This is a genomic window from Rhizobium sp. NXC14, from assembly GCF_002117485.1.
Classification (GTDB): Bacteria; Pseudomonadota; Alphaproteobacteria; order Rhizobiales; family Rhizobiaceae; genus Rhizobium.
Map to the genome: position 1 here is coordinate 242,171 of NZ_CP021031.1, position 16,523 is coordinate 258,693.

The 16,523-nt window shown below is 56.7% G+C and carries 14 protein-coding genes; 13 read left to right on the plus strand and 1 reads right to left on the minus strand.

The window, feature by feature from the left end; translation table 11 throughout:
* The first annotated feature begins 930 nt into the window (after positions 1–930).
* Positions 931–1,410, plus strand: a complete 480-nt coding sequence (locus NXC14_RS23010) for a helix-turn-helix transcriptional regulator (protein ID WP_085780399.1) — start codon at positions 931–933, stop codon at positions 1,408–1,410.
* 160 nt (positions 1,411–1,570) lie between these two features.
* Here NXC14_RS23010 and repC read toward each other — a convergent pair whose 3' ends face one another.
* Positions 1,571–2,977, minus strand: coding sequence for a plasmid replication protein RepC (repC, locus tag NXC14_RS23015; RefSeq protein ID WP_085780400.1), 1,407 nt, complete (start codon positions 2,975–2,977; stop codon positions 1,571–1,573).
* A 1,562-nt stretch (positions 2,978–4,539) separates the two neighbouring features.
* Here repC and NXC14_RS23020 point away from each other — a divergent pair.
* The 12 genes from NXC14_RS23020 to cysN all read left to right on the plus strand — a co-directional run bounded on the left by NXC14_RS23020 (position 4,540) and on the right by cysN (position 16,505).
* Positions 4,540–5,058, plus strand: coding sequence for a helix-turn-helix transcriptional regulator (locus NXC14_RS23020; protein ID WP_086083895.1), 519 nt, complete (start codon positions 4,540–4,542; stop codon positions 5,056–5,058).
* 592 nt (positions 5,059–5,650) lie between these two features.
* The gene (locus NXC14_RS23025) at positions 5,651–6,241 is read left to right on the plus strand and encodes a NodA family N-acyltransferase (RefSeq protein WP_085780402.1); all 591 of its coding nucleotides are present in this window, start codon (positions 5,651–5,653) and stop codon (positions 6,239–6,241) included.
* Positions 6,238–6,897 (plus strand): chitooligosaccharide deacetylase NodB, encoded by a 660-nt coding sequence (gene nodB, locus NXC14_RS23030; RefSeq protein ID WP_085780403.1) that lies wholly within the window; start codon positions 6,238–6,240, stop codon positions 6,895–6,897. Before NXC14_RS23025 ends, nodB begins: the two co-directional genes overlap by 4 nt.
* Before the next feature lie 12 nt (positions 6,898–6,909).
* Complete coding sequence (nodC, locus tag NXC14_RS23035) at positions 6,910–8,265, plus strand: chitooligosaccharide synthase NodC (protein WP_085780404.1); 1,356 nt, start codon at positions 6,910–6,912, stop codon at positions 8,263–8,265.
* Between the two features lie 38 nt (positions 8,266–8,303).
* On the plus strand, positions 8,304–8,903 hold the full coding sequence (nodS, locus tag NXC14_RS23040) for a nodulation methyltransferase NodS (RefSeq protein ID WP_085780405.1): 600 nt from the start codon (positions 8,304–8,306) through the stop codon (positions 8,901–8,903).
* A gap of 30 nt (positions 8,904–8,933) precedes the next feature.
* Positions 8,934–10,643: a nodulation protein NodU gene (gene nodU, locus NXC14_RS23045; RefSeq protein ID WP_085780591.1), complete on the plus strand. Its 1,710-nt coding sequence runs from the start codon at positions 8,934–8,936 to the stop codon at positions 10,641–10,643.
* Between the two features lie 4 nt (positions 10,644–10,647).
* Positions 10,648–11,562 (plus strand): nodulation factor ABC transporter ATP-binding protein NodI, encoded by a 915-nt coding sequence (nodI, locus tag NXC14_RS23050; RefSeq protein WP_085780406.1) that lies wholly within the window; start codon positions 10,648–10,650, stop codon positions 11,560–11,562.
* A gap of 3 nt (positions 11,563–11,565) precedes the next feature.
* Complete coding sequence (locus NXC14_RS23055; RefSeq protein WP_085780407.1) at positions 11,566–12,354, plus strand: ABC transporter permease; 789 nt, start codon at positions 11,566–11,568, stop codon at positions 12,352–12,354.
* A gap of 28 nt (positions 12,355–12,382) precedes the next feature.
* Positions 12,383–12,808 carry a hypothetical protein gene (locus NXC14_RS23060; protein ID WP_085780408.1) on the plus strand — a complete coding sequence of 142 codons (426 nt, stop codon included), beginning with the start codon at positions 12,383–12,385 and terminating at the stop codon, positions 12,806–12,808.
* A 130-nt stretch (positions 12,809–12,938) separates the two neighbouring features.
* Positions 12,939–13,700, plus strand: a complete 762-nt coding sequence (locus NXC14_RS23065) for a sulfotransferase (RefSeq protein ID WP_085780409.1) — start codon at positions 12,939–12,941, stop codon at positions 13,698–13,700.
* A 7-nt stretch (positions 13,701–13,707) separates the two neighbouring features.
* Complete coding sequence (cysD, locus tag NXC14_RS23070) at positions 13,708–14,607, plus strand: sulfate adenylyltransferase subunit CysD (RefSeq protein WP_244920079.1); 900 nt, start codon at positions 13,708–13,710, stop codon at positions 14,605–14,607.
* On the plus strand, positions 14,607–16,505 hold the full coding sequence (gene cysN / locus NXC14_RS23075) for a sulfate adenylyltransferase subunit CysN (protein WP_085780411.1): 1,899 nt from the start codon (positions 14,607–14,609) through the stop codon (positions 16,503–16,505). The genes cysD and cysN overlap by 1 nt, the downstream gene beginning before the upstream one ends.
* Positions 16,506–16,523 lie beyond the last annotated feature (18 nt).

Genomic DNA, 16,523 nt, shown 5'->3' on the forward strand with positions numbered 1-16,523 from the left:
TTGCCTAGCAAGGGTGTGGCGACTGATGCAGTTTGTATTTTACCCGGCGGTTTCGAATTTCAGGGTATCTATCCTTCGCAAATTGGCGGGCGAGGAAGGAGGCCGGGTATGGTCTCGCGCGTGAATCGGCCCATAGCTTGTCTAAAGCAGATCCTGACGACCGATGAATCGAGGTTCAACGCACCTTCGAACCCCCAGCGAGCAAGCGCACCAGGGCTCGGAGGCGGTTTTTCCTCATAAATCGATTGCCCATGACTCAGACATCTGCGCCCCTTGGGTGGAGTCGTATTGCGCGCGCGCCATTTCAATAGCGTAATCAGTAAACCCTCCACATCCCGTGGGCATGGCTCGCTGGTCTCTGACCTTCTTAGCGGTGTTGGTCTTGCTCAATGCGCAGCACCGCGGGTCTTCCGTGGGACTTGGCGCCCGCACCGCATGGCACCGCTTCACTTATGTTCCGTTGGCGGGCTCGCAATTAGTGAGGGAGGCGGAGTTTCGGAGATCAAATTGGCGTGCGCGGATTACCAGAGCGATAACCGATAAGGCTCCCTTGACGAGCAGCCTGAGGCGATGACGGGGCCGTCCGAGCTAGCCAAATGGGATATGAGTAGACACCGAAGTGGATCGTATTCGCAAGGGTGATCGATATCGCCGTCAGATACAACTGAAGCCCTGACGAGCAGCAAAATGTTAATTTTGGTGAAAATTCAATGTAATTGTTGATTGGTTGCGGTTGTCTCCAGATTTGAGAGACCGGCCGATTTTCCCTGCATTGCTGAAGCAATTTGGCTAAGTCCTCAAAAATTTGCTATAGCGTCAAAAGATACCCGAAAAGGTATAGAAGCAGCTGATGTGTGGCGGTGACAATTGGTTCAAATCGGTTCAAGCTGGTGCACACCTAGCACGAGTGGCAGAGAAAAGGGACGGGCGGTGACGGAAGATCTAGCAAGCTACAGACGTTCAAGAGGCCTCGTCAGCACCACCGATCCTGAGGTTGACAAGCCGATTTATCGAAAGCCGGGTTTCGATGGCAAAATTACAACATTGGGGGATATGGAGGAATTGATCAGCGCATTTCTGAAGAAGATGCGCGAAGCTCGAGGCCTGTCTCGCGCCGACATTGCCCCGATGCTTGGTCTTTCCATACCTGTATACGGACGCTACGAGCGGGCATTTTCCAAAATGACTGTCACCCGGATGATCCATCTGTGTGAGATTCTCGGTTTTATGCCTATCGATATGATCTTTGAAGTTGCGCCCCACCTTTGGGGCCGCACATCAGAGGAAGCCGAGGATTGTCGAACCTTGGCTCGGATTCTAAGAAGCCTTCCGAGCGACACGAGGCGCGATCTTATTCGGCTCTTGCAGCGAATGATCCCTGCTGACAACGAGAGCGAAAGAGGGCTGTGACGAAGCAGGGTTGATTCAGCCAGGTCATATGGAGCTGTCGGTCGACAGCCGGCAGTACTGATCTTTGCTCGATGTCACAGCCCACGTGTCTTCGTCGGTTGCCTCAATCGACACCCACTACCTCACAAGCCCAAGCCTTAAACCTGTGAATTTCGTCTGATCACCCCGCGCCGGTGACCAGAAACCCTGATGCCGGTGGTTGTCGCCGATCTCTCTGGTTCTGCCTGCGGAGATTATCGCCGGTGGAAGGAAATATACGAGAAAGATGCGGCGAACGCAGTTGTGTGTCCGATCTCGCGACGCTCTGCTCTTCGGAATTGCGGCCAGCGAGTCCGAAAACAGACCGCGCAAGGTAAAGTTTGCCGACGGCCGCTCGCTCAGTCATTGCCCGCAAATAACCGCTTGGCGAGCTGACCTCCTGGCGATTTGTTTTTTCTAAGGTAATCGCTACTGCCACGGCGGCTTGTGGCTCACCCATCTTCTCGATAGCGCCGCGACGGGCGTCCTCTGAGATACCGGTGCAGCGGCACAACACCGGTGTCAGCCGGACAAGATCCGCCCAGGTGTTTGGTTTGTATCCGAGTTCCCTAAGCGCCGGCGCTGCGCGCAAGACATCTCGAAGAGAAACCAGCGCTTGCCGGTGATTGCGCTTGTTGACTGAGTTCTGCCAGTCTGGCCTGCTTTCTTCAAACGCACCTTTACTGGAGCCAGCTTTCGAGAACCTAGGTCGTTCGGGGCGAGCCAAACTTTGCTCATCTTCACTACATTTAGATTGATAGGGGAGTGTAATCTGTTTGTGAATGCCGTTTTCGGCATACACGCATGGCGATTTCTCAGCGCCGAGCTCACCTTGATATTTAGGAGTCAGCTGCATCAGCCGGTCAATGGTCCACTCAAGCAGGAACGTAGCGCGGCGCAGCAACTCGCTTGGCGCCTTAGCAGGTACTTTCACGTAAGTGCTGATACGCTCGATGCGACCGGCGACGCGTTGGCGCTCTGCAGCGCCAAGATGAGCAGCAACAGCCAGGGCATAACGGGTATTGCGCAACGCTCCTCGATAGCGCCGAAGCGCGGCTTCAGCTGCCTTCTTTTCCGCACGGGCCTGTCTCACGAGCTCAAGAAGCTCCGCATAACGCACGATCAGAATTCGAAGATCAACTCCGCACGCATCCGTTATGTCGCCATCAGCGTTTCGGATCGGATATCGTTTGTAATTCCCGCTGTCCTGCGTCGTTATCAAACCAGCATCGAATAGACGGGAGAGCATTCGGCTAACCCGACCGACTGAACGGCCGATCTCAAAGGCCAATTGCCTGTTCGACTTGAACACAATAGGTCGTCCAGACTCATTGAAAGACTCGGGGGGAGCGGTGTTGACCAATGCCAGTAAAAGATGGCTTTCCGTCGCGTTTATCACTCCTGTGCAGGTCAGATTTTGAACAAGTACTGCCAGTTGAGCGCGTGTCACTGTTCCGATTTCTGCCGATTGCGCGCGTCGGCAGAATTCGATTCGTTGTGGCGTTATCCTGCGGCCTATCGGTCGTCGATAGCTGATGATATCTTCCATGCCCTCGTCTCCGTAGAGGACCAGGTAAAGCTCCGCCGTTCACCGAGATGGTGTTTTCTGTTGACAAGGAAGGATGGATCTGCGAGAAAGGTTTTGGCTAAATTATTCTCTTACAGACCCGCTTCCGGATTTCTTCGGGAGCGGTTTTTCTTTTTCTGGTCGTTTCGTCATCTCCGTTTCAAGTCCGACTTCTGTGTCGGAACCGTTCTATAGAACACGAGAAAACATATCTCGGCAAAGCAATTTGGCGCAAAATGCGAGCTAGTAAGAGCGCAGCCCGCCGCCACCGTTCGATCTGCTGCTTATTATATATTGGATTCACAAAGTATTTTGACTTGGCGGTGCTTGTGCAAGGCGCAAGCGACGATCCAATTTGGCTTGTACTCGACGAGGGGGCGTGCCGGGCCCTGGAAGCCCACGGAAAGCGTCGATGACCATCGAGGCGTAGCAAACAACGTTCGCGCTGTGGTCCGAGCCAAGTGGTTGGATGGCTTTGCTTGGCGTCAGTTCTTCAAGCCAGGCAATTTTACGGTGCCCGCCCCGAGGCATGTACGGAGAAGGCGTGCAGAGTTCCAAATGTCGCTCTATCGAGCCACGGGTAAGGCGAGGGTAGAGCAGTTCGTTAATCATCGCTCTTGTCCGACGCTGTAGTTGCCGTGACTGAAACAAATTTCGGCTGACATCGAACGGCGGCTTCGATATGACAAGCCGCTGTGCCCTCTCGTTGCCGATCAAGCGATCGAACGAGCCTTTGCTCAGGTGGCACGCGATGTTGGGTTGCGAACGGTGGGTGAGATTGCAAAACCGGCGCCGACACCCGAATTGCAGGCTGTCAGGCTGTTGCTCTGGTTGTGCTCGGCATTGATGAGCTGATGCTCTCAGGCCAGCGTCGATGTACCCTGACAAACGTGGTGAACGCAGCATACTCTGTCTTATGACGAGCATGGATTGGTAGGCACGGGGGGGCTCCAAGCTCTGCCCTATCTAGAGAGGGTGCGCATCGTGACGACACAAATGCATGTCCCATACAAGCTTGCGGCCCACGCGACCCCCAAATGCCAAAATCGTCGTGGACAAATGGCATATTCAGCTCAGCGTAAGCAGCAATTTGGCAGTCTACCTGGATTCGATCAGTCAATATGTGGCAACACGGCGGTCATCGTGGCATCACGTCCAACAGGCACCGGACGCAGTCGTCGATGAGTGTCCGAGAATAGAAAGTGCTCCATGTGGTACATCAAGATTGCCGTCATGCGTCGGACATCCGCGGTTGGAATGAGTGAACTGCAACAACGACTCTCACTTAGCCCCACAGATGCGTTGGTATCCAATTTGGCGCAAGTCGTTAATCTGCGCACGATGTAATCTCGCTGCGACAGGCAGTTATGCAATTGATAAATAACGTAGAATCAGCGAATCGATACAAAGTCAGCGAGGTTCCGACCGACTGAAATGCGCCAAAGATGATCTAAAACCTGATATTGATGGTTCCAAGCACCTCACTTTTTCGTATAAAGAGCTTCACAGCATTAACCTCAGTCGGAGCAATGTCAGGACCATCATTGAAGCAATGGATTAATGAACTCGGTTTGAAACAGGTCGATGATCCGGGCATAGACAAGCCGGTCTATCGTAAACCTTTTGACGGGCGCATTGCACTGAGCGCCGAACTCGAAAAACTGATCAGCATCAGCCTTCGCGAAGCCCGCGATAAGCGAAGGCTGCCTCGCTCGAAACTGGCGCCCCTGCTGGGCATCAGCGAACAGGTCTACGGCCGGTACGAAACTAGAGTCTCCCGGTTGACCGTGAGCCGACTGATTCATGTCTGTGAGGTTTTGGATGCAACTCCGGAAGAGATCATCGCGCCGGCGGCACCCCATCTTTGGGGGGAAACTGAAACCAAAGCGATGTTGCTATTGGCTACCATCGTGAAGTTGCGGAGTTTCGATGAGGAGATTTTACAGGATGTTTTCAGCTTACTGAGCCGCATAGAAGAGATCTGCGGCGATGGCGGCGATGCTGCGGCGAAAAGAGCGTCTACACGCTCCTCTGCAGTCGATGGCGAACAGGACCCGGATTGACAGCGTCAAGAAATAAGGCAGCCCTAGGTTCTCCATGAGGTTTTTGGTGAAACGCTCGCGTCGTTGCGGGGGCCGAGGCGAGCCTTGCGCACGTGGCGTAAAGCCAGGTTCTCCAGCATTCACTTCGACAGCTCATCGGCGACATAGGCGCTTAAGCGGGGGAAGCCACATACGACGGCCAACTGGCCCTAAATCAATGGTCCGTCCGCAGTGGCATTGCGGGGCGGTCATCACTGCGCGTCGAGCGCATGATGAAGTTCAGGTCAATCCACAGCATGGATACATGCCATCCAAACAATCAATTTTACCAATCTCCCATGATGATGCATAGGAAAAATGTCGATAACCCGACAAGTTTGGTGGTTACCAGACAAGTAAGTCGACACAAATTGCGAGTGGCTCAGGAAGGTCGGAAGTATTGAGCAAGTTTGTCACTTCAGGCGCGAGCACTGTCGAAAGATCGATCATCTCACTTGGCCAATATCGCGAACCCCGGGTGACGGTGTCTGGCACGCAGCGAACTGACCGCTGCTTCGGCCCCATAATGCGGTCTTCAAAAAGCAGCAAGAAAAAAGAACAAGGAGGTCTTTGCATGCGCTCTGAGGTGCGGTGGAAGCTGTGCTGGGAAAACGAGCTGGAACTCGCCGACCATGTCGAACTTGCCGAGTTCTTTCGGAAAACCTACGGGCCGACTGGAGTCTTCAACGCAAAGCCGTTCAGCGGGAGCCAAAGCTGGGCCGGAGCAAGGCCTGAGCTTCGGGCAATCGGCTATGACTCAAGTGGCGTGGCGGCTCATATGGGATTGCTGCGCCGTTTCATCAAGGTTGCCGGAGTCGACCTGCTGGTGGCCGAACTAGGCTTATATGGGGTACGTCCGAATCTTGAGGGGCTCGGGATCTCCCATTCAATCCATGCTTTGTCTCCGACACTGCAGGACCTTCAAGTTCCATTCGCTTTTGGTACCGTTCGGCCAGAGCTTCGGAAGCATGTTGAAAGGTTCGGCAGACGCGGCCCGGTGACTGTCTTGTCGGGAATCCGCGTGCGATCCACTCTCCCCGACGCGCGTCTCGACAAGCCGCCCACGCGCGTCGAGGATCCACTTGTCATCGTTCTGCCAGTTGGACGGCCGATGTCCGATTGGCCCACCGGAACGATGATCGATCGGAACGGACCAGAGCTATGACACAACTCGAGTACTTGTCCGAAGTGCAAAGCGAGTGCGCTGATGGCACCGGCCGGCCTAGCGTTTATTTAACGTTCGACGACGGTCCTCATCCAATTTTTACACCTGAAGTTCTTCACGTGCTGGCCGAATACCGGGTGCCGGCGACTTTCTTCGTCATTGGCGAGTACGCGGCAGATCAGCCAAAACTGATCCAACGAATAATCGCGGAAGGGCACGAGGTCGCTAACCACACGATGACGCATCCGGACTTGTCCATATGCGAACCAAGCGAAGTACAACGTCAAATATTCGACGCGAACAGAGCGATCAAAAGCGCGTCCCGACAGGCCTCGGTGCGGCACATCCGCGCCCCGTATGGGATCTGGACCGAAGACGTGCTCATTACGGTGGCGAGCGCTGGACTAACCGCCGTCCACTGGTCGGTAGATCCGCGCGACTGGTCTAACCCCGGCGTGGACGCGATTGTCGGTGCCGTGCTCGACTCCATCCGGCCGGGCGCAATTGTTCTCTTGCACGACGGCTGCCCTCCCAGCGAGTTGCAACCGGGCAATGACGCCAGTCTGCGCTACCAGACCATCTCGGCGCTGTCTCGGATCATTCCAGCTTTGCATGACCGCGGGTTTGTCATCAGCGCGCTTCCTCGAGACCATTGAAGGCAATATTCCATGAATCTGCTTGATACAACGAGCGCGGTCGCCATCTCGCTCTATGCACTGCTCTCGACTGCTTATAAAAGCATGCAGGTCGTTTACGCTGTGCCGGCAAACAGCTCATCAGCGTCGGAGGACTTGGTCAGCTCCGGCCAGCTGCCGAGTGTCGATGTCATCGTCCCCTGTTTCAACGAAGACCCACACACGCTTTCGGAGTGTCTGGCTTCCATTGCAGACCAGGAATACGCCGGGGAAGTTAAAATCTATGTGGTTGATGACGGTTCCAGAAATCGGGAAGCTGTCAAATCTGTACATGTCAGCTTCGCGCGCAACCCCAGGGTCAATATCATTCTGCTTCCCGAGAACGTTGGTAAGCGCAAGGCTCAGATTGCCGCGATACGCCGCTCCTCCGGAGATTTGGTGCTGAACGTCGACTCAGACACGATACTTGCCCCCGACGTCATCGCAAGGCTTGTGCCGAAGATGGAAGATCCAATGGTCGGCGCGGCCATGGGGCAATTGACGGCCAGTAATCGGAGCGACACCTGGTTGACCCGGTTGATCGATATGGAGTACTGGCTGGCCTGCAACGAGGAGCGTGCGGCACAGGCTCACTTCGGGGCCGTTATGTGCTGCTGCGGCCCATGTGCCATGTATCGCAGGTCCGCGCTCCTTGCGCTGCTCGATCAGTACGAGTCGCAATTTTTTCGGGGCAAGCCAAGCGACTTCGGCGAGGATCGCCATCTCACCATCCTCATGCTGAAGGCAGGATTTCGGACCGAGTACGTTCCAGGCGCTATCGCGGCTACAGTCGTTCCGGACAAACTAGGGCCGTATCTGCGCCAACAACTTCGCTGGGCACGCAGCACCTTCCGGGACACGCTGCTCGGGCTGCGCCTACTGCCCAGCCTGGATCGCTATCTTACACTGGACGTCGTCGGACAGAATCTTGGCCCGCTACTCCTCGCGCTCTCGGTGCTGACAGGGCTCGCAGAGCTAGCACTGACAGCCACCGTGCCTTGGTGGACAGTCCTGATGATCGTGTCCATGACGTTTATACGCTGTACCGTGGTGGCTTTTCGTGCTCGTCAGCTTCGGTTTCTGGGTTTTTCGCTGCACACGTTCATCAATATTTTTCTCCTCTTGCCGCTGAAAGCCTACGCGCTGTGCACATTGAGCAATAGCGATTGGCTGTCGCGCGGCTTCACTCCAGATGCATCAAACAAGGGCGGAAAGCAGGCCCCCGCGCAACCGATCGCTGCATCAAACATTGCCGAGTACTCGGTTCGGTCGGCTCCGCTTCGCAGGTTCAATCTCGCGCGCGATTCCGCGCGGCCTATGACATCTGATGTCGTCTGCAGCGACGAGTGACAGTTATTTTACCTAGGTGGACAAGTTTGACCCAGAACATGAATCATGAATTATTGAGTAGAGAACTGGCGACAGAGGATCCGTGGCGACTCGCCGGCAATCCGTTTGAGCGGGAACGTCACACGCAAATGCTTCGATTGTCTCTGGGTCGAGGCCCTATCACAAATGCACTCGAAGTAGGGTGCGCTGCGGGCGTATTCACAGAACGACTAGCTCCCTCCTGCCAACGTCTCACGGTGATCGATGTGGTGCCGCGAGCGATCGCGCTCGCTCGTCGACGGATGAAGGAGCCGCCGCACATCCGCTGGATTGTCTCCGATATTCAACAGTTCTCGACTGACGAGCCGTTTGACCTGATCGTGGTGGCCGAGGTTCTCTACTATGTCGGAGACATAGCCGAAATGCGCGCGGCCGTCGGCAACATAGTACAGCTGCTCGCGCCAGGCGGACACCTGGTCTTCGGCTCCGCACGCGATGCCAGTTGCCGGCGCTGGGGTCACGCTGCCGGTGCCGAGACGGTCATCGCGATGCTGAACGAAACCTTGGTGGAGGTAGAGCGTCTTGAGTGCCGGGGTGAAACGATCAACGAAGATTGTCTGCTCTCCCTTTTCCGGAAGCCAGTTGCCGATTCCCAATGAATGGAATTGTGGGCTAGACTTGGAGATATTATGCGCATCTGTGGCATCAAGCTGACCCATGACGGGGCAATTGCCGTTATCGAAGATGGACGTCTCGTCTTCTGCGTGGAGCAGGAAAAGCGGGATAACAATCCGCGATATCAAGCGATCGACAATCTCGACGCCGTTGTCACCGCTTTGGCAGAACACGGTCTCAATGCCGCGGATGTCGATCAGTTTGTCATCGACGGCTGGGACGGTGAGGACGAGTCGCAGTTCCAGGTCCTCAGTGGCGCGGTCGCCCTAACACTTAAGGGGGCGCCTTATGTTGAACGCCATCTCGAGGGCCTTTTCGATTGCCTCGAGGGCTCCGGTTTGATGCTTGAGGACCGCGTTTTTTCTTACAAAAGCTATCCCCATGTGACGGGCCACGTGGCTTCCGCGTACTGCACCAGTCCCTTTGCGAAGGCCGGACAACCCGCGTTCTGCTTGGTGTGGGATGGCTGCATCTTTCCGCGCCTCTATTATGTGGATGGCCGCAGCGCACGGTTCCTCGAATGCCTGTTCCCGGTGATCGGCCAAGCCTACGCTGCCGCAGGCCATTATTTCGGACCTTATAAGCGGGCGAGCCGCGCAGGCTGGGATCTAGGTATTGCCGGCAAGTTGATGGCCTATATAGCCCTTGGGTCGGTTGAGGAAGACATCGTGGCGGTGTTCCAGGAGCTCTACGATGAGCATTTTGCGGGCAACACCCAGCCTGCCCAACGTTACCGCGCCGCTATCAACAACGCAGAGTCGACGCTTGTGGCCGTGCATTGTTTTTTCGGCGCCAGCGTCTCCCGATTGGCCGCAAAGGCGCCTGAAGATGTGCTTGCGTCGTTTCATCTCTTTCTCGAGCGTCTCCTCGTCCGCGAAATGACAAACGCCTTGAAGCGCTATGCGTATCCGGGACAGCAAAACTTATGCATTGCCGGTGGTTGCGGCCTCAATATCAAATGGAATAACGCACTGCGGGGGGCGGGCCTTTTCGATTCCGTCTGGGTGCCGCCTTTTCCGAATGACAGCGGCTCTGCAATCGGCGCGGCTTGCAGCGCAATGGTAGCGCAGCAAGGCTTCGTACCTCTTGAATGGTCGGTCTACAGTGGCCCGGTCCTGCAAAGTGGCCACGTCCCGACCGGATGGGAGGCGGCGCCGTGCAGTATGCGGGAACTAGCCCGTATTCTCGCCGACAACAGGCCCGTCGTTTTCCTTTCCGGGCGCGCCGAGCTTGGACCAAGGGCGTTGGGAGGTAGAAGCATTCTCGCAGCCGCCACTTCGCCCGAAATGAAGGATTTTCTAAACGAAATCAAACTTCGCGAACACTTCCGTCCCGTAGCGCCGATATGCCTGGAGGATCGTGCGCCGGAAATTTTCAGCCCTGGAACGCCCGATCCATACATGCTGTTCGATCATGAGACGCGAATGGAATGGCAGGACAAAGTCCCCGCTGTTGTACATCTCGACGGATCTGCCCGACTGCAGACAATATCCAGAAGCTCTCAACACAAAGTCGTCGAGCTGCTCATCGAATATGAAAAGATCACTGGAATTCCGCTCCTTTGCAACACGAGTGCCAACTATCATGGACGTGGCTTTTTCCCTGATGCCGCTGCAGCATGCGAGTGGGGACGTGTTGGACACGTATGGTGCGACGGCCAGCTCTTCACGAGAACTCAGATAACTGAGCAATCGCCACACGACGTGACCACCACGGTTGGATGATCATATGTCTACGGTAGCGATCGATCTCGTCGGGGTAAGCAAGACATATGAGGGCAAGGTAGTCGTCGATGGGCTGTCGTTCCGCGTTGCGGCTGGAGAATGCTTCGGCCTGCTAGGACCGAACGGCGCGGGCAAAAGCACGATTGCGCGTATGGTACTCGGCATGACATCGCCTGATGCAGGGCATATTACGGTGCTCGATGTGCCGGTGCCGGCTCGCGCTCGCTTGGCCCGCGCACGCATCGGCGTGGTCCCCCAGTTCGACAACCTCGACCTTGAGTTCACCGTGCGCGAGAATCTACTGGTGTTCGGGCGCTACTTCGGCATGAGCAAGCGCGAGGTCGAAGCGATTATCCCGTCGCTGCTCGAGTTCGCCCGCCTCGAGAGCAAAGCGCATGCGCGCGTCTCCGAATTGTCCGGCGGCATGAAGCGGCGCCTGACGCTGGCGCGAGCGCTGATCAACGATCCGCAGCTGCTTGTCATGGACGAGCCGACCACCGGTCTCGATCCACACGCGCGCCACCTGATTTGGGAGCGCCTGCGCTCGCTTTTGGCGCGCGGCAAGACGATTATCTTGACGACCCACTTCATGGAAGAGGCCGAGCGGTTGTGCGATCGGCTGTGTGTCCTTGAAAAAGGCCGCAAGATCGCTGAAGGCCGTCCTCATGCGCTGATCGACGAGCAGATCGGGTGCCAGGTCATCGAGATCTATGGCGGCAATCCGCATGAACTGCATTCGCTCATCAGCCCGTATGCGCAGCGCACCGAGGTGAGCGGCGAGACTCTCTTTTGTTATGCACCCGATCCGGAGCGGGTGCGCCTGCGACTGCGCGGGCATGCGGGATTGCGCCTTCTGCAGCGTCCGCCGAATCTGGAGGATGTTTTTTTGCGGCTGACCGGGCGCGAGATGGAGAAATGAAGAATGCGTGAACTGTGTGCTGCGGCCCTGCCCGCCAACCCCTGGAATTGGATTGCGGTCTGGCGCCGCAACTATCTGGCGTGGAAGAAGGTTGCGCTTGCGTCCATCCTCGGTAATCTTGCCGATCCTATGATCTACCTGTTTGGTCTCGGCTTTGGCCTCGGGGTGGTTGTTGGTCGTATTGACGGCACCTCGTATGTGGCATTTTTGGCGGGCGGCATGGTCGCGACAAGCGCGATGACCGCCGCGACATTCGAGACGATTTACGCGGCGTTTGCTCGTATGCACGCTCAGCGCACATGGGAAGCAATCCTCTACACGCAGCTTACGCTTGGCGATATCGTTCTCGGCGAATTGGCGTGGGCAGCCACAAAGGCCTTTCTCGCGGGCGCGGGAATTACAGTTGTTGCCACACTGCTGGGCTATGCTGCGTGGCCGTCCATCCTCTACGCGCTGCCAGTCATCGCGCTTACTGGGTTAGCCTTCGCTAGTCTGGCAATGGTCATCACTGCGCTTGCTCCCAGCTACGACTACTTCGTTTTTTACCAAACGCTCGTCCTCACGCCTATGTTGTTCCTGTGCGGCGCCGTATTTCCGGTCGCCCAATTGCCCAACGTTTTTCAGCAGGCAGCACATTTCCTGCCGCTGGCACATGCAATCGACCTCATTCGTCCGGCGTTGCTTGGCCGTCCGGCTGGTAACATCGGCCTCCATATCGGTGCGCTCTGCTCCTACGCAGTACTGCCCTTCTTCCTGTCGGCGGCTCTGTTTCGCCGGCGTCTGATGCCTTGACGTCGCCGATACAAGAAGGAGACGCGCGATGCAGTCTCGCGAACCAGGCCGCAGCGGCCTCAACATAAGCATGCGGGGCCTGGGCACCGTGAACTGCAAGGAGCAGACCACGGAGGCCGGGCTCTGGCAATTGGGCGCAGCCCTGGAGGCGAGCATGAATTTTGTTGATGCCGCAGAAATGTACGCTGTGCCAGCCCGCGTCGGGACAGTTCGACCCGAGGAGCTTTATATCGGGAACTGGTTTCAGGAAGATGGCATCGGCCTGGCGGACAGCTTTTTCGTGAGAAGCCCCGCGCTTCCTTGGGGGCAGGCGCCACCGTCATACAGCAACTGCAGCACAGCAATCGCAAGCGTGCAAGGAAGTCCTGCATGGAAGCGATCGACCTTGCAGCGCATGGAACGCGTCGCCATGAACCGGTGCTGCTTCCTCATGCAAAATGACGCCGCCCCTTGATCCGTAACCTTTATTTGAAAATTGTCAGAAGAAAGCCGCGCGTTATGAACTCGCGCCGCTCTGCGCGACAAGAGAATTCTAGTGCTGGGCGCCGCACGCACCTTCGCGAACAATGTTGAGAACACAAGCAATGACCCATTCCGCACTGTCACCTGAACCATTTGTGATCCTTGGGATGCCGAGGACTGGAACGCACTATCTCGAAGCTTTGCTAAATGAGCATCCGAACGTGTTGAGCAATGGCGAGTTACTTAACACCTATGATACAAATTGGCCCGATAAGGATCGCCTGTTACGGAGCCATCGTGAGCTCCTCGAGCTCGCCTACTTGCGCTTCCCGAGACGTAGCGACAAGAAGGTGACGCATGTTGGGTGCAAGATCAACGAGCCTCAGTTTATAGAACGCCCGGGCTTTTTTGACGAGCTCGCCCGCTGGCCAGGGCTCAAGGTCATTTTCTTGTACCGGCGAAATACATTGGAGTCCCTGCGGTCGCTGGAGCAGGCAAGGCAAAGCCGGCAATGGCTTAAGTTCACTTCGGATGATGATGCGGCACCGCCGCCACGGGTAAAACTGCCCATCGCCTCCTGCGAGGCCTACTTTAATGCCGCCGAGGATTTCCACATTCGCGTCGAGCAGTCATTCGCTTCGGCCAGCTTGCTCGAGATCGAGTACGAGAGGCTCCTTAGTGAACCGGCCGCATGCTTGGAAACAATTTGGGATTTTCTGGGCGCTCCATCGCTTCAGCATTCTGGCCGCGCGATCCTTCAGCGCCAGGAATGGCGGCCGCTGGACGAAACGGTAGAGAATTTCGACGCGTTGCGCCGTCACTTTGCAGACGGACCTTATGCGAGATTCTTTGAGATTGATGACGAATTCGTCTCAAAGGGATAAACATCATATGTCGCATGGTAACCTCCAACGTCTTGAAGCGGAAGCAATTCATGTGCTTCGAGAAGTCGTTGCAACGTTTTCCAACCCGGTGATGCTTTATTCCATCGGCAAGGACTCGTCGGTCTTGCTGCATCTGGCGACGAAGGCGTTCTACCCGGCCAAACCACCTTTCCCCTTCCTGCACGTCGACACCAAATGGAAGTTCCGGGAAATGATCGAGTTTCGTGACCGGACAGCGCGCGAAGTAGGGTTCGACCTTCTGGTGCACGTCAATCAGGACGGGATCGATCAGGGAATCGGGCCTTTCACCCACGGGTCCAACGTCCACACCCATTTCATGAAGACGATTGCGCTCAGGCAGGCGCTTAAAAAATACGGTTTTGACGCAGCACTCGCCGGAGCGAGGCGCGATGAAGAGAAGTCGCGGGCAAAGGAGCGCATTTTCTCGATGCGCAACGCGCAGCATGGCTGGGATCCGAAGGATCAGCGGCCCGAGATGTGGAAGACCTATAACACGCGCGTCGGGCAGGGCGAAACGATGCGGGTCTTCCCGCTTTCCAATTGGACCGAGTTCGACATTTGGCAATATATCCGGCGAGAGAGCATTCCGATCGTACCGCTCTATTTCGCGGCACGCCGGCCGGTGGTGCGGCGCGGTGGCGTGCTGATCATGGTCGATGACGACCGAATGCCAGTTCAGCCTGGAGAAGAGATTACGGAACGCCTGGTCCGTTTCCGCACGCTCGGCTGCTATCCGCTGACAGGCGCAATTGAATCCGACGCTGCCACGGTTCCGGACATCTTGCGGGAAATGCTGACGGTGCGCACATCGGAACGGCAGAGTCGCCTGATCGATCTGGACGAAGCCGGGGCGCTGGAGAAAAAAAAGCGGGAGGGGTACTTCTGATGTCGCATCTTCAAACGGTGCCGCCGCATGACAACGAGGCACATCTTACCGAGCACGACAAAAAGTCGATCCTGAGGTTCATCACGTGTGGCTCGGTCGATGACGGCAAGTCAACGCTGATCGGACGCTTGCTTTACGACGCAAAGCTGATCTTCGAGGATCAGTTGGCAAATCTCGGTCGCATCGGTGCCGGCAACGGGAGGGAGATCGACCTGGCCCTGCTTCTCGATGGGCTCGAGGCGGAGCGTGAACAGCGCATCACTATAGACGTCGCATACCGTTACTTCGCCACGGCGAAACGAAAGTTCGTTGTAGCCGACACTCCCGGCCATGAGGAGTATACGCGCAACATGGTGACCGGCGCTTCAACAGCCGACCTGGCTGTGATCTTGATAGACAGCAGCCAGGGGATCCTCCAGCAGACGCGGCGTCACTCCTATATCGCTTCGATGCTCGGCATTCGCCATGTCGTGCTGGCGGTTAACAAGATCGACCTCGTCGACTTCCGGCAATCGGTCTTCGACGAAATCGCCGTGGACTACATGCTCTTTGCAAAGACACTGGGCTTTGCCAGCATCCAGCCCATCCCGATCTCGGCGCGGTTCGGCGACAACGTCATTTCTGCATCAAAGGACACACCCTGGTATACTGGGCCAGCACTTCTCGAATATCTCGAAACGGTGCAACTCGACCCACCCGTTGAGGAAAGGCCGTTCCGCTTTCCGGTCCAACTAGCGGTGCGGCCCAATGCGGATTTTCGCGGATATGCCGGGCAAGTGGCTTCCGGCAGAATCTCTGTTGGGGATCCGGTCGTTGTTGCAAAGTCCGGGCAGCGTTCGTCAGTCAAGGCGATCGTGACTTCCGACGGGAGTTTGGCCGTCGCCGCTGAGGGCGAGGCCGTGACACTTGTGCTTACGGACGAAGTCGATGCTTCGCGCGGCAACATGCTGGTAGCACCCACATCAAGACCGTTTGTGGCGGACCAGTTGCAGGCACATGTCATCTGGTTCGGCGCTAACCCCATGCTTCCCGGGCGAAGCTACATTCTGCGGACGGAAACGGACAGTGTTAGCGCAACGGTCACGGCGCTGAAGCACCAGGTCAACATCAACAGCTTCGCCCGAGAGGCGGCGAAATCGCTGCAGATGAATGAGGTCGGTGTCTGCAACATCTCGACACAGGCGCCGATCGCCTTCGACGCCTACAAGGAAAACAGGTCGACGGGCAATTTCATCCTTGTCGACCGGGCGACCAACGCAACGGTCGGCGCCGGCATGATCGACTTCCCGCTCCGGCGCGCCGACAATGTGCATTGGCAGGCAACCGACGTGAACAAAGGCTCGCGCGCTGCGGCCAAGGGCCAGCGGCCCGCGGTCCTGTGGTTCACGGGCCTTTCCGGATCGGGAAAATCAACGATCGCCAACGCGCTCGACCGTCTGCTGCACGCCCGCGGCAAACACACCTATGTGCTCGACGGCGACAATGTGCGCCACGGACTGAACCGGGACCTTGGCTTCACCGAAGCCGATCGCGTTGAGAATATCCGGCGGGTAGCAGAGGTTGCCAAGCTCATGGCTGACGCGGGCCTCATCGTTCTCGTTTCCTTGATTTCGCCGTTCAGCGACGAGAGGCGCATGGCGCGCGAATTGATGGAGGAGGATGAGTTCATCGAGATCTTCGTCGACACGCCGCTCGACGAGTGCGCGCGGCGTGATCCAAAAGGCCTCTACGAGAAGGCGTTTGCGGGCAAGATTGCGAACTTCACCGGCGTATCGTCGCCTTACGAGAGGCCCGAGGGCCCTGAACTGCATCTCGAAACGGTTGGGCACGATCCCGCGGCGCTGGCGCTCAGGATCGAACAGTTCCTGGACAGGCGAAAGGAGGGAAATGAGCTTTAACGCGAAGGCTTGAGGCGG